This is a genomic window from Stenotrophomonas sp. 93052_Sma (genome assembly GCF_056481145.1).
On record NZ_CM151134.1, the window covers coordinates 2,013,855 to 2,033,701 of the forward strand.

Consider the following 19,847-nt stretch of genomic DNA (forward strand, 5'->3'; position numbering starts at 1 on the left):
GAGTTCGACGCCCGCTATAGGAGTCGATCAGTGGCAGCTATGACATAAAATGACGCATTTTGACGCATTTTGATACATGTGTAATTCGTAATAACTATAAGCACTTAGGTGATTTTCCGACGGAGCCGTGGGGGTTCTCCCGACTTGAGGTTCCTATCTTTTGCCCTTCGCTTCATTCACAATTCCTCCACATTTAATTGACGTTGTCCGGACAACAGCGTGCTGGCTGGGGAGCCCATGCACGTGACGCCGAATCCTTCGGAGTCGTATCGAGCGGATACTGGAGAAGTGCTTTGCTACATGGATCAGTAGAAGACCTTCCTGCGGAGCGGGCCCGCGCTGGCCGCCGTCGTGTCGAGGCCCGAGCAGCCCTCGAGCTTGGGTTGCGCCTGGGTGATCTGTTGCTGCTGCCAGGAATGGCGGTGCTTTCTCACATCCTGCTCTATGGCGCAGGCGCGCCGGATTCGTCCCAGCGAATCGTGTTCGGTGCGGTGATCCTCAGTGCCATCGTCTGCTTTTCGGTAGCGCCGGTCTATCGCAACTGGCGTGTTAGGGGCCTCCTGGCGGATCTCTGGTTGCTGCTGCTGGCCTGGTCGTCCACCTTTGCTCTGTTCTCGATCTATGTGGTCATCGTTGGGGTGGCCGACGCTGTTCCATCCAGTTGGCTGGTAGGGTGGTATGCGTTCGGGCTTGCTGCAATGGCCTTGTTGCGTGTGTTGCTGAGGGTGCAGTTGCACCGCTTGCGCTCGCGTGGGATGGATCGAGAGCGCATCCTGCTGGTCGGGCTGCGCGCGCCGGCATTGAAGTTGCATCGCCTTCTGCGCGGCAAGCCAGAACTGGGCAAGGAAGTTGTTGGCTACTTTGCGAGCACCGGTGACATTGCGACCCGGCGCGGTGGAGACGCGCCACGTAGGCTTGGTGCGTTAGCCGAGGTTCCGCTGTACATGGATCAGCATAGGGGTGAATTCGATCAGGTATGGGTGTCAATGCCCATGGGGCACGCGGCAGCAGTCAAGGATATGCTCAAGCAGATCGAGCGTTTTCCCGTGCCGGTGCGCCTGATTCCTGACACGACTGGCCTGGGGGCGCTCAATCCTGGGGTGCATCAGGTCGGCGATGTGCCGATGATTGGCGTGCGCCAGGGCCTGTCGGACCATCGATTCCGCCTGTTCAAGCGGATCGAGGACATCATTGTGGCGGGACTGGCGGTGATCTTGTTGGCGCCGTTGTTTGCTTTATTGGCCATCGGCGTGAAGCTGAGTTCGCCGGGGCCGGTGTTGTTCCGCCAGAAGCGCCACGGGTTGGGCGGTAAGGAATTCTGGATGCTCAAGTTCCGCTCCATGCGCGTGCATGCGGAGGGCGCAGGGCAGATCACTCAAGCGACGCGGGGGGATCCTCGCGTGACCCGATTCGGTGCCTTCCTGCGCCGCAGCAGCCTGGATGAGCTCCCGCAGTTCTTCAATGTTCTGGGTGGGAACATGTCGGTGGTGGGGCCGCGGCCGCACGCGATCCAGCACAATGACCACTATGAACGGGTGATCGAGCGCTACATGCACCGCCACTACGTCAAGCCGGGTATCACCGGCTGGGCGCAGGTGCATGGGTTGCGTGGCGAGACGCCGGAGCTTCGCTCGATGAAGAAGCGTGTCCAGTACGACATCGATTACATCCGGCGCTGGAGTCCGACGCTGGATGTGCGGATCATCGTGATGACGGCATTCAAGGTGTTGGGCCAGAAGTCGGCTTATTGACGCCTCGCTGGTCGGGGAAGTGCGGCGTAATGCCATGAATTTGCTGGCCATTTCATCGCGTGTAACGTCATCGTAAGGTATCCTGTGTGGCTGCCGCCGCCTCGCTTTGGGGCCGTGGCGCTGCATGGATTGCCACAGGATCGAAGTCAGTGTTCAAGAACGTTCTATTCGTATGTGTCGGCAACATCTGCCGGAGTCCTTCGGCTGAAGTCATGCTGAGGCAGGCTGTGGCTGGCAAGGGCATCCAGATTTCCTCCGCAGGCCTAGGGGCTCTGGTTGGTCATGGCATTGATGCCACGGCGCAGGAACTGCTGGTGGAGCAGGGCATGGATGGGCTGGCGCACCGCGCCCGGCAGATCGACGACGCCATCCTGGGAGCGGCCGATCTGGTGCTGACCATGGAGCGGAAGCATGTGCTCCGCATTGCCGAAATCGCCCCGCAGGCCTCGGGCAAGACATTCCTGCTGGGCAAGTGGCAGCACGAGCAGGAGATTCCTGACCCGTACCGCCAGCAGCGGCCGGCGTTCGAGCATGTTTACAAGCTGATGGCTGAGGGTGTTGAGAGTTGGGCGCGGCACTTGTAGTGCAGTTGCCATCTTACTGTCTCCGGCCCGTAACTAATTGAAGAGTGCCTACTGATGACCACTGACACCCGTAATCTGGCACAGGACGATACTGATGAGATCGACCTGCGGCAGCTGCTTGGCACGTTGATTGACCATAAATGGTGGATTGCGGGCATCACTGGAGCGTTCTTCGCCGTTGCGGTGGCCTACGCCCTGCTGGCAACGCCGATCTATCGTGCTGACGCCATCGTGCAGGTGGAGTCGAAGGTGCCGAGCATTCCGGGTCTTTCCGATATCAGCCAGTCCCTCGGCATGGGTGGTGGTGCTGCCGAGGCAACCACCGAAATCGCATTGATTACTTCTCGCGCGGTAGTGGGTAGTGCTGTTGATGCGTTGAAGCTGGATGTCGAGGTTGAGCCGAATCGTTTTCCGTTGATTGGTGGCTATTTTGCCCGGAAGTCTGAACGTGCGGACCCAGAGGAGCTGGCTGCCCTGCGGTTCGGGATGTCCAGGTTTGGTTGGGGCGGTGAGAAGCTTGACGTGTTCCAGCTCGATGTTCCGCGTCATCTGGTTGCTAAGCCCCTGACCCTGATTGCAGGTGAGAAGGGCTCCTATAAGCTCATGGATGATTCCGGCAATCAGCTGCTGAAGGGGCAGGTTGGCAAGGTGGCCTCCGGGAAGGGGGTTGTGATGCAGGTCGCCGAGATACGCGCACATCCGGGCATGCGCTTTGAAGTGACGCGTCAGCGTCATCTCACGGTGGTTGGCGAGCTGCAGAAAAAAGTTGCAGTAAGCGAGTCCGGCAAGGAGTCCGGCATTCTCACGCTCGCCTATGAGAATGCCGATGCCGAGCTGGCGCAGCGTTTTCTGCAGCAGGTGGCGCAGGCATATGTTCGCCAGAATGTTGAGCGAAACTCCGCAGAGGCTTCGGCACAGCTGACCTTCGTGAAGGAGCAGCTGCCTAATGTGCGCAACCAGGTGGACGCAGCGCAAAAGGCTTTGTCTGCATACCAGACTCGCGCCAACTCGGTTGATCTGAGCCTGCAGACAAAGGGTCTTCTGGATCAGGAGGTGGCCGTCGAAACCAGCATCCAGCAGCTTCGCCTCCAGCAGGCGGAAATGGATCGCAAGTTCACGCGCGATCATCCGGCCTACCAGGCGTTGATGCGACAGATCGGTGAGCTGGAGGGCCGCAAGAGCGGCTTCCAGGGTCAGGTGAAGCAGTTGCCTGAAGCGCAGCAGGAACTGCTGCGTTTGACCCGTGACCTGCAGGTCAGCAATGAAATGTATACCGGCATGCTCAACCAAGCGCAGCAGCTTGATGTGGCGCGCGGGTACCGTCGGTAATGTGCGTATTGTCGACGCGGCAGAGGTTGACTCAACCACCCCGGTTCGCCCGCGCAAAGCGCTCATCGCGCTCATCGGCGCTGTTCTTGGTGCGTTTCTTTCGATCGCACTGGTCCTGCTGAAGCAGATGCTCAATCGTGGCGTGGAGGATCCGGCGCAGATTGAAGAGCTTGGCCTGCCCGTCTATGCCTCCATTCCTGTGAGTGCGCAGCAGCAGAGCGACTCAGTTCGTGGCAAGTTCCGCGCTGACGGAAAGTTGCATATCTTGGCAGTCAAGGATCCTGCTGACCTCGCGATCGAGGCAGTTCGAAGTCTCCGCACTAGCCTGCATTTCGCCCGACTTGAGGCAAAAAACAATATCGTTCTAATTTCTGGTGCTAGCCCAAATGCGGGCAAGACATTTGTGTCGTCAAATCTTGCCGCAGTGATAGCACAAGCTGGTCAGCGCGTACTAATTATTGATGCTGATATGCGGAAAGGAACGCTGCACAAGGCTTTCGGAGGAGTTCAGTCTCCTGGGCTGTCCGATCATCTCGTGGGCAAGGCTGATCTCTCCACGGTTATTCGAACCCTTCCCGGTATTGAGAGCTTGAGCTACATAACCCGTGGTGACGTGCCGCCTAACCCGTCTGAATTGCTGATGCACTCCAATTTTACGGAACTGCTTGAAACCGTGTCGGGGCAGTACGATTTGGTGATCGTTGATACGCCGCCGATTCTCGCGGTAACAGATGCAGCAATTATTGCTCATCATGCCGGCACCAGCTTGATGGTGGCGCGCTTCGGCCTAAATCAGGTAAAAGAGCTCGCACTTGCGAAGCGTCGCTTTGAGCAGAACAACGTGCGGCTGCGCGGTGCGGTCTTCAATGCAGTACAGCGCCGAGCAACTGGTTACTACAGCTATGGTTACTATGAGTACAAGTCTTCCAATTAATCGAGTTGCGGCTGCAGGATAAATCGATATGCGAATAGTTTAGCTTTGGCCAGGGGCCGTGATTGGAGTGTATTGCGCGTTGGAGGTGCATTTGTGGCCCGAAAGGTCCGTCGGGCGCTCTTCTTTCGTGGAATTCGATAGAAATGGGAATCTTGGGCTCTGAGTCAACGATGGGGAAATATAGTTTGCCAACCAGGCTCAATGTATTCGATCAAGTTGTGGTGGTCTTCATAGCGGGGACCGCCGCAGCGGGTCTGCTAAAGTACGTGGGGGTCTTGGCTGGTTTTCCGTATCTGCACTTGGTCCCAAAAATTGTCTTGCTTATGGCAGGATTGATTCCGTTATTCTATTCAAGAGTTACTTGGCGACAGATAATTGTGGCGTGTGTCGCTTTATTCTGGTGCGCGTACACATTGGTTTTTCAAAGTTTGGCTCAAGTTGCAATGGGTCTCTGGGTAATGCTTCCGTTCTGGTTTGCATTTATCTATCCGAGGATTGTGCTAAGTCCAGGTGTAAATAAATATTTATGGTGCGTGCTGCTGATTTCCATGTTCTTCGAGGGGGTTAATTATCTCACCTCGTTTCCATGGGAGAGCATGATGATTGACTATGGGGACTATTCTTCTTCGCTGGGTCGGGCTTGGAGTGACAACGGGGTGCGCAGGTTAGCGGGTATTTCGTCATCATCCATTGATCTGTCGCTGGTCATAGCAATATCTTCACTCGTTCTTCTAGGTTCACTGGAGGGTGTGGTGCCGCGCTGCGCATTAGCGATATTGTCGTTTGCAGCAATTTATATGACCACCATGAAGACGGCTGCTGTCGCCTTCTTGCTGGCCGCAAGTGTTCTGCTTTTCGAGTATCGCTTTGTTCGAGTCTCGGTGGCGTGTGGTGCGCTCATGAGTGGTGCTCTGGGTGTCGCATTGCCTCTTTATGGATATTTGAATGGTAGGCTTGATCTGCTTCTGATAGACGGGCTTGTAACACTTCAGACTCGAATTTTCGTGGTTTGGCCTGCGGTCGTGGCACACGTCGTCACCAATTGGCCCGGCGTTTTTGGGCTTGGAATCGGTGGGCTTGGTGCAGCCATGCAGTTGGGTGGTGATGAATTTAGATACAGCTTTGTCGATAATATGTACTTGTACGCCGTTGGTTGTGGTGGTGTGCTTGGTGCTGCATTCATTATCTTGCTCTGGAAAAGTATTTACAGGTCGCTGCTGTCTAGATTCGCTACGGCGGCTTCTGTTCGGGACGGCGCGCTACTAATATTTATAGCTATCTACGGAACAACCCAGGTTTCATTCGAGGCGTCTATGAGCTCCTTGTTTCTTGGTGCGCTGGTGGGTTGTTACGGATTTGGCACAAAGGAAGTTGCTATAACGTTGAGTATGCGACGCTGAAGGCGCTAGGCTAGATGGAATCTCGTGAATTGTCGGGGAATTGATGTTTGAGGGTAATCGACGTTTTGCTGTATTTCGGCATGAGCTATTCAAACACTCAGAGACCTTCATAACTGAGCAGGCAGGTGCCATCCCCGGTTGGTCTCCGTTCTACGTTGGGAGATCAAGGGCTTCTTCGGGCGGCTCTAGGGAGTCCTATGCAAGTTGGGAGCATGGGGCGCTTGCGAGAAGCCGCGCGTCACAGATAATTCAAGTGGCTCTTCGGACCCCTGGATGCTACGAACGCGCGATAAGAGAAAGTGGAGCAGAGCTTGTCCATGCGCACTTCGGCGTAGAGGGTGTTTACGCTATGCCGCTTGCTCGAAAAATGGCTCTGCCTTTGGTCACAACTTTTCATGGATTCGACGCGACTACAACTAGATTAAACCTCCTGCGATCAGGAAAGCCCTCGTGGATAAACTACCTTCTTTTCCGGGGAGGGCTGGCCAAGAAGGCTGATATGTTCCTGTGTGTATCCGACCACATTAGGAGTCGTGTTGTAGAAATGGGGTTTCCGCGGGAGAGATGCATTACTCACTACATCGGCGTCGATGTGCATAGGTTTGACTTTAGGAAGTCAGAAAGCCAGGAGAAGCCCTACATCCTTCACGTCGGGCGTTTGGTTGAGAAAAAGGGTTGTGCGGACTTAATTAACGCATTTTCGATTCTACGTTCCGATTTTCCGGACGTTGACTTGAAGATCGCGGGTACTGGTCCTTTGCTAGGCACCTTGCAACAGTTAGTCGCAAAGCTAGGTTTGGAGAGAAGGGTCTCATTCTTGGGTGCCGTGGAGCACGAAGAAGTGAGGCGGCTTATGCGGGACGCGCTCCTCATTTGCCAGCCAAGTGTTACTGCTCCAAGTGGAGATACTGAGGGATTGCCTGTCGTGCTAATGGAGGCTGCTTCAGTCGGCCTTCCCATTGTCTCTACGTTCCATGCTGGTATTCCTGAACTAGTGGCGCCGGGCGTAGGTGGAATTCTTGTTCCCGAGCGTGAAGTGGTCGCGCTCTCGTCAGCAATCGGTCAGATGCTCTCATCGAGACAGGAGCGGCTGAATTTTGCGCTCAATGCTCGCAGGGCGGTGGAGTCCAAATTTGATGTTCGTAAACAGTCTGAACTTCTTTCACGATTCTACGAGTCGCTAACGTGAAGATTCTCATGGCTAGTCGCGTTCTGCCTCACCATTCAATTGGGGGTATGCAAGCTGTGGCATGGGACTTGGCTTGCAAGATGGCCGAGATAGGGCATGACGTTACACTGATTACTGCAGATGTACCGGGTCGGGATGAAGTATTTGCCGAGAATGGAGTCAACGTCATCTGCCTCAAAGGAGTCGACTGGCGCCGATATGGTCGACAGTGGCAGCAATCTGTGCGCAAGTACTGCAGCCTGTCCTTCCTTGCTTCCTATGATGTCATATTCGGGGTTAGCGCGGGCGCAGCCCCGCTGTTGATTCACCGACGGCGTCTACGAGCAGTCTATTTAATGCAGGCGCATGGGACGTCCTTGGGTGAGTTCATATCCAAATGGCAAACTAGGCGCCCTATAAATTTCATTAAGTCTATTAAAAATCTAATCGGGATCGTCAAGAATATGATCACCTATCCGCAGTATGACGTGATTGTTCCAATTGGAGCGGCCGTCATGCGGGATTTTGATCGGCTCCCGCTGTCGCTGGGTCGACGGGCGATGAGGATTCTTCAAATAGACAATGGAATCAATGAGGCTGACTTTGCAATGGATGCGCGGGAACGGAACAGGATGAGGTCCAACCTGTTTTCAGCTGCAGACGTAAAGGTCATCGTTACAGCTTGCCGATTGGACTCACAGAAGGGTGTGTATCTAGCTCTGCGCGCATTTGCCCGTGCATGGAGAGTTGATAATCGCTTGCGCTACCTCATCGTGGGTGATGGTCCGGAGATGTCGAGTTTGAAGGTACTGTCAAATATGTTGGGGGTTGAGTCTGTAGTCCATTTCGCTGGCGCGGTACCTCGAAGCTCAATATCGGAATACCTCGGGTGTTCCGATCTGATGGTTTTTACTACTACTCGAGTCGAGGGGCTGCCGATGAACATACTTGAGGCTTTAGCGTCCGGGCTTCCCTGCATTGTGTCAGATCATGTTGTGAAGAGACAAAGAGTGAGCCCTTGGGTGACTGGCGTGAACCCAGTAATTGAAGAGGAAGTCGCGAACTTGATGCTTTCCATCGAGTCGCCTCGCGGCCGGGCTTCATTGCTGCCCACCGAGTTTACCTTGGACTATTCTGTTCGTGCTTACGTTAATGCGATGACTCTTTTTCAGGCAGCTAGAGCTGATTAGCAATCTCTGATAATTCAGGCGGCAGTAAAATGATTAGGGCGGTGTTCAAGCTTGTCTTTGGCTCAATTTTGGGTAAATTGTCCGGAGTGGTGCGTGAGCTTTTGCTTGCGGGCTTGTATGGGACGGGCGTGGTCGCTTCCGCCGCGAGGGCGGCGCAGTCCTCTACTCTAATACCCGTAGACTTCTTCACGGCGAATGCTCTGGCATCTGCCTTTCTGCCAGTTTACACGCGTTTAAAAGCGGAGTCCGAGGGAAGGGCGTCGCTTCTGTTTTGGAGCGTTCTGCTGCTCATGCTCCTTTGTTCTGCATGCATTGCCTTGGCTCTAATTACATATGGAGCGACGTGGGTGTCACTGGTTTTTCCTGGCTTCTCGGATGAGGCCAAGCGAGTAGCCCACTCCATGCTGAGTGTGATGGCGTTTGGCGTGCCGTTCTACGTTGTTGGAAATCTTCTCTCTTACCTTGCAATGGGTAATGGAAATTTCTCTATGGCATCGACCCGGGCGACCATCCAGAATGTTGGCATGGTCACTGGAATTCTGATCGCATGGTGGCTCGATAATCCTTCCTTCATAGCTTGGGGGTTTACCGGAGCGTACTTCTTCTACTGCATTTTTGGGGGGGGGGGGTATGTTATCGCAAGCGATATGCACCTCTTTCGCATTTTTCACGCGGAAAGGACACGTCGCTCGTATGCGCACAATTTTGGGCAGCCATGCGTCCACTACTCGCGCTACCTCTTCTCCTTCAAGGCAATGCTGTCGTCGAGCGAATGGTCGCATCTCTGGTAGATGAGGGTGCAGTCGCCGCTCTTGGATATGCGAAGTTGGTGACAGATACGGGTGTGCTTTTAGTTGCAATGCCGCTTGGGCTCGCTAGTCTGTCGGCGATGAGTGTCATGAAGGAGGACGAGGTCCTGGCTGTGCTACGGAAGATACTGCCACCGCTCTTTCTTCTGGCTATCCCAACAGCCTTCTATTTTGTTAGTCAGAGTAAGCTATTCGTTACGCTCGTTTTTGAACATGGTAGCTTTGACAAGTCATCGACGGCCGTGACCCACGAGATTCTCCGAGGTCTGTCTTGGGGGTTGTGGGCGCAGATTGGCGCATATTTCCTCGTTAAGGTCCTAAGTTCGCGACTCCGCAATAGGGAAGTCTTCATCTACATGGGGGCTGCGATCTTGGTAAATTTGATACTTAACGTCTTACTCTTTCAGCTTCTTGGTGCCGAGGCTTTGGGTCTCTCGAGTAGTGCATATGCGTTGGTGCTTTTTGTTCTTTCTGCAAAAGCGCTGAGAATCAATGGCCTGGTATGGTCGAGAGTTCTCCCTCTTTTGCTGGGAGGGATTATTTACCTCCTTGTGATGAACTTTGCCTCGTTCTGGCCGACAGTGTTAGGTGGCGTTGGGTCTCTGGTCGCGTCTGCTTTGTTCTGGCTTGCATTCTTCTTTGTCATTCCGCGTCTTCGCCGGGATATGGTGTTCTTCGTGAGTTCTTTGGGACGGGTTCGCAATGTCTAATCGTGACGTAATCATCTTGTCTACCGCCGACTGGGATAATCCTTTCTGGACCAATAAGCAACATGTTGCGAGTCAGTTGGCATCTCGTGGGCACCGGGTTCTTTACATAGAGTCTCTTGGCCTTCGTCGTCCAAGTGCTTCGAAAGCCGACCTCAAAAGAATTCTGTTTCGTGCGTGGAAGGGTGTCCGCCCCCCGAGGAATGTCTCTACCAACTTATGGGTTTGGTCTCCAGTAGTTTTGCCCTTTCACGGGAACCCAGTTGTTCGTTTGATTAACAGAGTTTCGCTGAGGATTGGGCTTTGCTTCTGGTCTGCGATCAGGGATATTAGTGTTTCTCGTGCAATATTCTGGACATATAGCCCCCTGACGACCAGTTTTTTTGATTTATCCACCTTTTCATCGGTGGTATACCATTGTGTGGATGAAGTGAAAGCTCAACCTGGGATGCCCGTTGGTGAGATTGAGAGGAGAGAGCTGGAATTGGTTCGCTCCTCGGACGTTGTTTTTGTCACGTCACGTTCACTGGAGCGGTCGCGATTGATCGAGAATAGGAATACATACTATTTTTCCAATGTGGCTGACTACGATCATTTCTCTCGTGCGCGGCTAGCTAGTACGATTGTTCCCCCAGATATTAAGGGAGTTGGGCGGCCAGTCATTGGATTCGTTGGAGCCATTAGTGGGTACAAAATGGACTTTGGACTGGTTGCAGAGGTGGCACGCTTGCAGCCTGACTGGTCATTCGTTCTTATTGGAAAAGTTGGTGAGGGCGATCCTTGGACAGATGTCTCCGCACTCAAGGGGCTGCCTAACGTTCACCTAATAGGACCTAAGCCCTATCGCGAACTGCCGGCGTACATGAAAGGGATGGATGTCGCAATGTTGCCATGTGCGATTAATGAATACACAGCGGGTATGTTCCCAATGAAATTCTTCGAGTACTTGTCGGCAGGGCTTCCGGTAGTTAGTACGCCGCTGGAAGCGCTGTCTGAGTATTCTGATGTGGTGAGGTTTTCGGCTGATCCTGTTAGTTTCGTTCGCGCGATAGAGGGTTGTTTAACGGAGAGGCTAAACTCTGATTTTGAGCGCAAAGTTGAAGATGTGGCCAGGCAGCATACTTACGAGGTGCGAATGGACAGGATGATGGAGCGATTCCATAGCGTGGTCGGCAGTGGCACGGAGGTCAGTTGATGGCGACGAGAATTCTGATTGTTGGAAATCACGCATGTGCCAACCGTGGCGATGCCGCCATACTTAATGGACTGATTTCGTTTCTTGAGCGAGATTTCTCAGAAGTCAGTATAGACGTCACATCTAGGCATCAGGTTAGCTCAGAATACCTGCTTGGAAGGCCTTTTATCGTCGATGAGCCTCATCGCTACTACGATCAACTTCCTGGTGGACGCAATGGACCGATTTCAAAGCTGGCTCGGCGAATGGTGCCGCTTGTTCTTTCCTGGCATGTCGCCAGAAAGTGGTGGAGGTTTGCCGTTCCTATTCCCAAATTTCACAAGGGTGTTATAGAAAAATACTCCGATTATTCCTTTGTGATACAGGTCGGCGGATCATTTTTTGTCGATTTGTATGGGGTTGCGCAGTATGACGCTGCTGCTTGCGCGCTCCTTGCAGGGAGGCGAGTCTACGCAATTGGACACAGCGTGGGGCCTTTCTCAGGCATGCTGTATCGATATATTGCAAGCACCGTATTCAAGCGATTGAGTGCTCTGGCGCTGCGCGAGCGCGTGAGTGCGCAGTATCTTGAAGACGTAGGTCTTGCCCAGAAGGATGTAGCGTTCACCGGCGATACTGCTTGGCTTGTTCCCGTCACTGCCAGTGCTTCTGGGAAGAAGAAGGTTGTGGCATTTACGTTTCGGAGTCTGGCCCCCTTCGATAGGCGGCTCGGTGTCTCTCAGGAACAGTACGAACTGGCATTTGCAGAGTGCATAAGCAGTATTATGGACTTGGGCTACTCTGTCCTCGCTGTTTCTACGTGCACTCCGCTTGAGAATTACAGTAAGGATGATCGGATTGTCGCTTTGCGCATCAAGCGTCGCTTGGGTAATCCTGAAGGGTTTGGGGTTTTGATGGATGAGATCAATGACTCTGAGCTTGGTCTAGTGCTTTCTGAATGCACGCTCACTGTGGGGACTCGTCTGCACAGTGCGATTATATCCATGAACTTCGATACTCCCGCGATAGCTATCAACTATGAGCACAAGTCAGCTGGCATCATGGAGCAACTTGGTCTTCCAGAGCTTTCAGCCTCATTGCAGGATCTTATTCAGGGGCGGCTAACCTCACACATCGTCGCGTTGCTAAGCGGCCCTTCGATCGAGTCCCGAGTCTCTGATGCCGTGAAGAGGGAGCGGGAGTTTGCCCGGAATACTATTCGTTCGATACTCGCCGAAGAGATGGAGAGTGACTCGGCCGAGTTGGGCAGTGTTAGGGATTGTCTGAACAAATCGGCCTCACCCTGAGCGACAATTGAGGCTCCGTCGTGGTGAAGATCATGCAACTGACGTCGGAGATGCCGAGGGCCTTGGGCAGCGCAAGCGCACGCGCCGCGAGGTGTTTCTGGATGAGATGGAGCAGGTTGTTCCCTGGAAGGCGCTGTTGGCGTTGATCGAGCCGCACTATTCGGTGGCCGGGCGTCGTGGCCGTCAGCCGTACCCCTTGGCCACCATGCTCCGCGTGCACCTGCTTCAGCAGTGGTATGCGTTGAGCGACCCTGCGATGGAAGAGGCGTTGTATGACACACCGGTCATGCGTCGCTTCGCCGGGCTTGGCGGTTTGGACACGGTGCCTGACGAAACAACGATCCTCAACTTCCGGCGGTTGCTCGAAAAGCATGGGCTGGGCGCGCAGATGCTCGAATCGTTCAATGCCCACCTCGCCCGTAAGGGCCAGTGCCTGCGTGCAGGGACGATTGTCGACGCGACCATCATCAATGCGCCCAGTTCGACAAAGAATGCCGGGAAGAATCGCGATCCGCAGATGCACCAGACCCGCAAAGGCAACCAGTGGTACTTCGGAATGAAGGCGCACATCGGCGTGGACGGGTTCTCCGGCCTGGTCCACCACGCCACCTGCACCGCCGCCAACGTGGGTGATGTCACGATGACGCATGAGTTGCTGCATGGAAAGGAGAGCTGTATGTTCGGTGACAGTGGCTATACCGGTGCGGACAAGCGGCGGGAACTGGAAGCCTGCAAAGCGGCGTTCCTGATCGCCGCAAAGCGATCCAGGGTGAGAGCCATCGGCAACGCGCGTGAACGCAGGCAAGTAGAACGCTGGGAGACATGCAAGACCAGCATCCGTGCCAAAGTCGGGCATCCGTTCCGGGTGATCAAGCGGCAGTTCGGCTACGCCAAGGTCCGCTATCGCGGCCTGGCCAAGAACACAGCACAGGTACTCACGCTGTTTGCGCTATCCAATCTGTGGATGGTGCGTCGGCAGTTGATGCCGGCGTAGGGGCTGGTGCGTCCGGCGCAAAGCTGGACGCGCAGATGGGCGCTGGAAGCGTCCCCAAGGTCGGTTGAAGCCGCCCAGATAATAGAAGTGTGGATCCATCGCTCTGGGATGCCTTGAATCAAGATGGCGAGGCGAATTGATCAGACGATCCTTAGAGAGCCATGATATTTGGGCGTTCCCAGACTTCGGCCAGTTGAGGGCGGGCCAGTTTTCGTCGCGTCGGCGAGTATTGGCGAACTGATGCGTTTTTCAGTACTGGCCTGAGAGTCTTGCTGCGATCGTTATAGGTTCGCGCCTATCCCGATAACGAAATAAGCTAGCTATCAAAATAAGAAAAATTATCCTGTGTTCGCTTTAATTGGGGTGGGCGGAATTTTCTATCATGGCTCTTCTAACTTGAGGTGTGCTCTATCCTAGGTGTACGTCCAGTGTGAAGGCTCTGCAGTAATGCATTAGTAAGTATGGCGCAACTAAGCGTCAGCTTGTCCCGCAGAATTTGGTGTGAAAGTCTGCTTATCAGAGGGGGCGCTAAGATGGCTTGGATTAGATGCAGGGCGTTCATTTTTAGCCTCTAGGGTACGCTGGATTTCCCCTCTTAGACGGTCGCGGAACGACCTGGGACTAAATTTCTTTGCGTGACTAGATATGGCTGTGTTGTCCCATCGCATGTTGTCAGCTTCAAACTTGTCGATGGCAGCCCTTATGCTGTCCACAGATTGCGTATCAAAGAAAACGCCCGTTATTTTCTCGGCCACGCTATCCAAGATGCCGCCTTTCCCGTAGGCGATAACTGGCGTGCCGAAAGCTTGCGCCTCTACTGGGGCAATTCCAAAGTCCTCTTCAGCGGCAAAGACGAACGCGCGAGCCTCCGCCAGGTGCTTCTCAAGCACTTCCTGAGGCTGATACCCGAGAACGCTGACATTCGGCTTTGCCAACCGCCTCATCTGCTCCAGCATTGGGCCGCTGCCAATCACAACCAACTTTCGATCAGGCATGCGATTGAATGCCTCGATGATCAGATCGATTCGCTTGTACGGCACCAGCCGTGAGGCAGTGACGTAGTAATCCTTGCGGGCAACGGCGGGCAATGCTTCAGGGATGTCGACCGGCGGCGGAATCACAACTGATTCTCGTCCGTAGACTTTGCGTATGCGACGAGCGATGAAGGTCGAGTTGGCGATGAAGTGGTCCACGCCATTGGCGGTTCGAATATCCCATATGCGGATGTAGGAGAGTATGGCCCGTGCGACGATGCTCTTCAGGCCGCGCTCCATGCCGGATTCGCGCAGATACTGCGGTTGAAGGTCCCAAGCATAGCGAATCGGGGAGTGGCAGTAGCAAACATGCACTTGATCTGGGCCAGTGAGTACGCCTTTGGCTACGGCGTAGCTGCTGGATAGAACAAGGTCGAAGCCGCTGAGATCAAACTGCTCGATGGCAAGTGGCATGAGCGGAAGGTAACTCCGGTAGCTCTTGCGTGCACGTGGCAGTTTCTGGATGAAACTGGTGTGAACCTTGTGCCTGCCAAGTAAAGAGCGATCTTCCTCAGGGAGGAAGTCCACCAGAGTGAATATCTCCGCCTGGGGGTACAGCAGTAGCATCTGCTTCAGTACCTTCTCGGCACCTGCATTGACTGTAAGCCAGTCGTGGATGATTGCTACACGCATGTTGTTCTTCCTTGCAGACTTCGATGTTGCCTGTTCGATTGGGTGGAATCGAGATGGCTCGATTTCCATGGGCTTACTTTGCGATGTTTTCGAGATTGTCGAAGAAGAAGTCCGGGTCCCTCTCCGACGTCAACTGGTAGAGCGAATAGCTTCGACTCAATCGCGCGCCACCATCTCGATATAGCGGATTCCATGCAAACGTTGCGCGCGCCGTCGAGCGAGGCAGCAGGAAGTCGAAGGGAATCGAAATGAAGATGCCTTTATCGAAACTGCCTTCGCCAAAGTCCTTGGACGAAACATCGGTCTTGGTGGCGTATGCGCCCATGTTGACGCCATTGTCGAAGGCGCGCGCAACCGAGATCGTGGCGCCCCAGTCCTTCGCCAGGTAGCGGCCGGCGCTGATCATGCTGGTGATCTTGTGCTCATCGCCCCACTGATAATAGAAGCTGGCGTGGCCGGTGGTGGTGCTGTAGTCGCGGAAGCTGAAGCGCTGGTCGAAATCGCGCTGCTTCACCCAGTTCAGCTCGGCACCTAAGGCCCAGCGCTCGTTGAGGGGGCGGTAGAGGATCTCTCCGCCCACACCGCCGTACATGGCCTCGAACAGGCCGGCGTATGCCGAGCCATACAGGTCCTTGCCCAGCTGATGATTGCTGGTGAACTGGAGGTTGGTCAGGGTCAGGTCTTCCGTAGTCAGGTACCTACGGATGTTCGTGCGGACCCGGGGCAGGGTGCTTGGCGCGTCGTAGCGGAAGCGGTCGTAGTTGTTGTACGCGTTGTAGCTGAGCGTTCCGCTGAGCCAAGTGTTCCGCGTGAAGTGGAAGTTGGCCGAGTAGGTGCCTGCGACCTGGAACAGGAAGAAGCCATCCGGTCCACCCAGCTGCTGCTGGTATCCAATATTGAACGCGCCGTCAAATCGCTGAAGCGGCGCTGTGTACAGGCTCTCGCGGCGCTGCTGCGCAGGCGCTGCCTGTTCGATGTGGCCCGCCAGCTCGCTTAGTGGGATGCGATTGTCGAGGTAGCGGTTGAAGGCGCTGCGCTCAATGCTGCTCTCCACGACAGGGATGCCGAGGCGAGTGTTCTGGATTGTGAACCAGGTGGTATCGGATGGCAGTTCGGAATCCAGGATGCGCGCCGCACGGCCAACACCCTGCGCGGGGTAGTAGAACCGACGCTGTTCACCGCTGACGATGACTTCCGATCCACGTCGGCTGATGCCCGTGACACGGAGGCCGGCGTTCTCTTCCAGGGTCCGGCTCAAGGCGGGCCAGTCGATGTCATCCATTGACTGCGCCGAGGGTGCCGCGGATGCTCGCGCAATCGGAGGCGGATCCAGCAGCTTGGGCGTGGACTTCGCCCGCGCCACATTGCCGCGCAGGGTAATGCCGAACATGGCTGTGTCGCCCCGTTCCCAGCCAAGATGCAGTTGCACGTTGGGATTCACGGCATAGCTTGCGCCAAGGTTGATCGGGCTCTTTTGAGCCTGATTGTTGTTCTGTGGTTCGCGCTTGTAGTCGTTGCCGTCGTACTCAAGCTTCAGCTGCAGGGGTTCCCAGGGTGTCTGGTAGGCGATGCCACCGAAGATGCCGACGGGACCGCGGAACATGCCCTTGCTGTTGAAGTTGCCGGTGCCCTGCGCGCGTGGGCGCTCTTCAAAGCGGTCGCTGATTACCCGAAGCGGGTTCGAGAAATCGCCTCGATTACCGATGTAGCCGGTGGCAAGACCAAGGCTTGCATCGATCGGTCCGAACCGCTTGCTTGCAACCAGGTACTCGCTGGAGAACAGGCCGGTACCACCGATATCGCGGAAGCCTGCGGACACCTCGGGGGCCCATCGGCTTTCCTGCCACAGCCTGACCTTGAGGTCGATCGACTTGTCCTTGTAGTTCTGCTTGCCGCTCAGCCATTCCGGGCCATAGCGTCGGTTCGCTACCGATACATAGCGGAATGCGCCTTCAACCCATGGCAGGGGCTGCATCACCACGTTGTAGCGGCTGTAGGGCGAGGTATGGCTTGCGGTGAAGCTCACCTCGCCGTCGTCGGCCATGCGTGCGGTGGGGGTCTGCAGCAGACCAACGCCGCCCCAATCGCTGGCGGTGGGGGCGGGGGCTGTTTGTGCGTGCAATACAGCGCTGACGCTCAGGCTGAGAAGGGCAACACTGGCGCGTGCCAGTGGGATGGAGCGATGGCGCATCAGTATGAAACTCCGGGTGCATCCAGCACCTGGGTGGCAAGGAAGCGCACGGCATCCTCGTTGACATCGGGAGCAATAGTGCGGATCTTCGCAGCGCTCAATGGTACGTAGATCACGGCGCCTGGTGCCAAGCGCACTGGAGCGCTCCGGTTCCACAGCGCCACGCCGAGCTGCTGCACCTTGCCGTCGGGTTGGATGACGTAGAGATCATCAGGGCTCGCCACTGGCAGCAAGGCACACGCGTTGCGGTAGCTTCGTGCGTCAAGTGTGGCTTGATGCTGTAGCTTGCACGGCTGTACGACCGCGCCAACAACCTGCACGGTTTCGGGTCGGCCGGGATAGACGACGCGGTCGCCGGCCAGCGCGGGTCGATTTTCCGCTGCACTGGCTTCCAGGCGGCGCGGATCAAGGAGCTGCGGTTCGCGCCCGGTCACTGGCAGGTCACCGAGCTCGCGCGCCAGCTGTGCGGCCGCGTCGGCAAGCTCCGGAGCATCCTGCTGGGAGGCGAGTGTTTCAAGATCGAAGAGCAGGCCCGCTTTGAGGCGGGTCTGTGGCGTCAGTGCACGTTGCCGAAGAAGGGCGGCGCCCAGCATATAGGCTTCTTCTTCCGGCGCTGCAGCAAGTGCGGCTGCGCTGAGGCGGGCCTCGGCGGGAAGCGTGTGCATGCCGGGATTGCGAACATGACCGGCCGCTTCGACGTTGATCGGCGATGAGGCATGCGCATGTGAGGCCAGCGCCAGTGCCAGCCCAAGGATGATCGGTCGCAGTGTCATCGGTTCTGCAGGTCCTGCGAGTAGGGCTTGAGCTGGACAACTTCAAGGCTGGTGTCGGGTGCGATGGCCTGGATGCTCTTCCAGATGAACCCGTTGGCAGGATCGACCCAGTAGTGGTTGTCGCGCTTCCAGCCGTCGCCCTGAAGTCGCTCCCGCACGTGCAACAGCTCGCGCTCGCTCTCCAGGATATGGACCTTCTTCTTGCCCAGGGTGGTCAGGGTGCCGGTGACGCTCATTCCATACCGGTAATAAGGCATGACGTCGTAATGGCGCTGCACGGTCGTGCCATCCGCTATCCGATGCAGCGCGTGGAAGGGGGAATCCCCTTCGAGCGTCATGTCCTCAAGTTCCGGGCTGCTGCCATGGGTTCCGACGACGATGCCATCCCTGAGGAAGACGATGCTTCGCTCGGAGCTGTACCAAGCCTGGCGCCCGGAGTCGATGTTGCCAAGCACCAGAACGGCGCCACCCGCTGGACCGGTGACCTTGATCTGCGGGAATCGATTGGCGCCCACCTCGGTGGCCGTGGGTTCCACGTTGGGCTTGCCCTGCAGCGCCATCTGGACCGACTTGACGCTGGTCTTGCCCACAACGCCGCAACTGGTTGCGGTGATGAGTACAAGCAAGGCCAGCGCCACGGGGCGCTGGCGGTTTGCACGTCGGGTGGCAGCCTGAGCGATCCTGCTCACGGTAGAGACCACGTTACTTGTCCAGATCGTTGCGCGCGCTGGCAGCGTTGCTGATGATGGCGGTGAAGGGTAGCAGCTGGTTCACGAACCGGCTCCAGCGGGTCACGCCGGCGGCACCGACAAACACGACATCACCAGGCTGCAGGTCGAACTGGCTGGCCACGGCAAATGCAGCGGGTGACTTCGCTTCCAGGTGGAACACCTGCGACGGAGTGCTCTGCAGGTCATTCGAGCCGCGGATCACGTAGACAGCGTTGCCGTTGGAGGTGGTCTGCAACAGGCCGCGCGCTCGGCCAAGTGCCTGGCTCAGGGAAATCTCGCCGGTCTTGAAGTTCAGTGCACCGGGTTGATTGACTTCACCCACCACGAACACTTCCTTGTGATCCAGGTAAGGCACGTAGATATGATCGCCGGCAGCCAGGAACACATTGGTGTCGCCGCCGCCGTTGCGGCCCAGTCGATCCAGGTCGATGGTATAGGTAGTGCCGTTGCGGGTGAGGCGTACGCCGGAGAGGTCCGCTTGCGTCGGGTCCAGGCCCGCTTGGCTGATGGCATCGCCCAACGTCAAGGGCACGACCGTGAGCGCAACGGTGGCGGGCTGGCGCGAGGCGCCAGTAACCCACACGCGTTGGCTTGCGTACGTCAGCAGTGACACATCCACCTGTGGCGCCTCGATGTAGCGGGCGAGCTTGGATGTCAGCTCTTCACGCAGCTCTGCAGGTGTCTTGCCCGACGCGGTGATCTTGCCGATGTAGGGATAGAACAGTGTTCCATCCGATTGGACGGGGCGGCCGGCAGCATTCAATTGCTGTTGGGGGCCAGCGGGTACCGTCAGTTCGGGATGATCCCATACGGTGATGTAGAGGATGTCGCCGGCACCGATGCGGTAGGGGCCCGGCTGATACTGGGTCAGGGCAGCGGGCAGCGCCGCGACATCGCGGGTGGCACGCTCCATGGCGATCAGCTTGGGCGTGATCGGAATCAGTTCGATCTGGTCGTTGCCGATGGGCTGATCATCGCGAGCGAAGGTGCTCGAGCGAAGATGCTGGCCTGGCGCCCACATGCAGCCGGTCAGGGTGAGTGCCACCGTCATTGTGGCTACGAATCGCTTGCAGTCCATCGAAATCTGTTCCTGGCCCGATCGGGCATGAAAAAACCCTCGCCGAACTGACGCCCGGCG

14 protein-coding genes and 2 pseudogenes are annotated in these 19,847 nt (G+C 56.1%); 11 read left to right on the forward strand and 5 right to left on the reverse strand.

The window, feature by feature from the left end; translation table 11 throughout:
• Positions 1–383 precede the first annotated feature (383 nt).
• From ACZK2V_RS09525 to ACZK2V_RS09575, 11 genes and pseudogenes are all read left to right on the forward strand, one after another.
• On the forward strand, positions 384–1,751 hold the full coding sequence (locus tag ACZK2V_RS09525; RefSeq protein ID WP_486323185.1) for an undecaprenyl-phosphate glucose phosphotransferase: 1,368 nt from the start codon (positions 384–386) through the stop codon (positions 1,749–1,751).
• 149 nt (positions 1,752–1,900) lie between these two features.
• Positions 1,901–2,335, forward strand: a complete 435-nt coding sequence (locus tag ACZK2V_RS09530; protein WP_486323186.1) for a low molecular weight protein-tyrosine-phosphatase — start codon at positions 1,901–1,903, stop codon at positions 2,333–2,335.
• Between the two features lie 54 nt (positions 2,336–2,389).
• Positions 2,390–4,598 (forward strand): annotated as a pseudogene (locus ACZK2V_RS09535) (polysaccharide biosynthesis tyrosine autokinase).
• Positions 4,599–4,768: 170 nt separating this feature from the next.
• Complete coding sequence (locus ACZK2V_RS09540; protein ID WP_486323187.1) at positions 4,769–5,998, forward strand: hypothetical protein; 1,230 nt, start codon at positions 4,769–4,771, stop codon at positions 5,996–5,998.
• A gap of 43 nt (positions 5,999–6,041) precedes the next feature.
• Positions 6,042–7,187: a glycosyltransferase gene (locus tag ACZK2V_RS09545; RefSeq protein WP_486323188.1), complete on the forward strand. Its 1,146-nt coding sequence runs from the start codon at positions 6,042–6,044 to the stop codon at positions 7,185–7,187.
• A complete protein-coding gene (locus ACZK2V_RS09550) occupies positions 7,184–8,356 on the forward strand; it encodes a glycosyltransferase family 4 protein (protein ID WP_486323189.1) in 1,173 nt (390 codons plus the stop codon). The genes ACZK2V_RS09545 and ACZK2V_RS09550 overlap by 4 nt, the downstream gene beginning before the upstream one ends.
• Before the next feature lie 41 nt (positions 8,357–8,397).
• Entirely contained in the window at positions 8,398–9,147 is a 750-nt protein-coding gene (locus tag ACZK2V_RS09555; protein WP_486323190.1) for a lipid II flippase MurJ, read from the forward strand.
• Positions 9,072–9,875, forward strand: a complete 804-nt coding sequence (locus ACZK2V_RS09560) for a lipid II flippase MurJ (RefSeq protein WP_486323191.1) — start codon at positions 9,072–9,074, stop codon at positions 9,873–9,875. The genes ACZK2V_RS09555 and ACZK2V_RS09560 overlap by 76 nt, the downstream gene beginning before the upstream one ends.
• A gap of 538 nt (positions 9,876–10,413) precedes the next feature.
• The gene (locus ACZK2V_RS09565) at positions 10,414–11,067 is read left to right on the forward strand and encodes a glycosyltransferase (protein WP_486323192.1); all 654 of its coding nucleotides are present in this window, start codon (positions 10,414–10,416) and stop codon (positions 11,065–11,067) included.
• Positions 11,067–12,353 carry a colanic acid biosynthesis pyruvyl transferase WcaK gene (gene wcaK / locus ACZK2V_RS09570; protein WP_486323193.1) on the forward strand — a complete coding sequence of 429 codons (1,287 nt, stop codon included), beginning with the start codon at positions 11,067–11,069 and terminating at the stop codon, positions 12,351–12,353. The genes ACZK2V_RS09565 and wcaK overlap by 1 nt, the downstream gene beginning before the upstream one ends.
• Before the next feature lie 32 nt (positions 12,354–12,385).
• Positions 12,386–13,347 (forward strand): annotated as a pseudogene (locus ACZK2V_RS09575) (IS5 family transposase).
• 470 nt (positions 13,348–13,817) lie between these two features.
• Here the strand turns inward: ACZK2V_RS09575 and ACZK2V_RS09580 are convergent.
• The 5 genes from ACZK2V_RS09580 to ACZK2V_RS09600 form a co-directional block, all read right to left on the reverse strand.
• Positions 13,818–15,014 carry a glycosyltransferase family 4 protein gene (locus ACZK2V_RS09580; protein ID WP_486323194.1) on the reverse strand — a complete coding sequence of 399 codons (1,197 nt, stop codon included), beginning with the start codon at positions 15,012–15,014 and terminating at the stop codon, positions 13,818–13,820.
• A 73-nt stretch (positions 15,015–15,087) separates the two neighbouring features.
• Positions 15,088–17,205 (reverse strand): YjbH domain-containing protein, encoded by a 2,118-nt coding sequence (locus tag ACZK2V_RS09585; protein WP_486323195.1) that lies wholly within the window; start codon positions 17,203–17,205, stop codon positions 15,088–15,090.
• On the reverse strand, positions 17,205–17,870 hold the full coding sequence (locus ACZK2V_RS09590; protein ID WP_486323196.1) for a capsule biosynthesis GfcC family protein: 666 nt from the start codon (positions 17,868–17,870) through the stop codon (positions 17,205–17,207). The genes ACZK2V_RS09585 and ACZK2V_RS09590 overlap by 1 nt, the downstream gene beginning before the upstream one ends.
• A 104-nt stretch (positions 17,871–17,974) precedes the next feature.
• The gene (locus tag ACZK2V_RS09595; protein ID WP_486323197.1) at positions 17,975–18,667 is read right to left on the reverse strand and encodes a YjbF family lipoprotein; all 693 of its coding nucleotides are present in this window, start codon (positions 18,665–18,667) and stop codon (positions 17,975–17,977) included.
• A gap of 13 nt (positions 18,668–18,680) precedes the next feature.
• Positions 18,681–19,787, reverse strand: a complete 1,107-nt coding sequence (locus tag ACZK2V_RS09600) for a polysaccharide biosynthesis/export family protein (RefSeq protein ID WP_486323198.1) — start codon at positions 19,785–19,787, stop codon at positions 18,681–18,683.
• Positions 19,788–19,847: the final 60 nt, after the last annotated feature.

Excerpts from the sequence above, each read along its gene's own strand:
- ACZK2V_RS09585 (WP_486323195.1), bottom strand. The coding sequence starts at position 17,205 with ATGCGCCATCGCTCCATCCCACTGGCACGCGCCAGTGTTGCCCTTCTC.
- ACZK2V_RS09600 (WP_486323198.1), bottom strand. The coding sequence starts at position 19,787 with ATGGACTGCAAGCGATTCGTAGCCACAATGACGGTGGCACTCACCCTG.
- ACZK2V_RS09560 (WP_486323191.1), top strand. The coding sequence starts at position 9,072 with ATGCGTCCACTACTCGCGCTACCTCTTCTCCTTCAAGGCAATGCTGTC.
- ACZK2V_RS09540 (WP_486323187.1), top strand. The coding sequence starts at position 4,769 with ATGGGGAAATATAGTTTGCCAACCAGGCTCAATGTATTCGATCAAGTT.
- ACZK2V_RS09545 (WP_486323188.1), top strand. The coding sequence starts at position 6,042 with ATGTTTGAGGGTAATCGACGTTTTGCTGTATTTCGGCATGAGCTATTC.
- wcaK (WP_486323193.1), top strand. The coding sequence starts at position 11,067 with ATGGCGACGAGAATTCTGATTGTTGGAAATCACGCATGTGCCAACCGT.
- ACZK2V_RS09590 (WP_486323196.1), bottom strand. The coding sequence starts at position 17,870 with ATGCACACGCTTCCCGCCGAGGCCCGCCTCAGCGCAGCCGCACTTGCT.
- ACZK2V_RS09580 (WP_486323194.1), bottom strand. The coding sequence starts at position 15,014 with ATGCGTGTAGCAATCATCCACGACTGGCTTACAGTCAATGCAGGTGCC.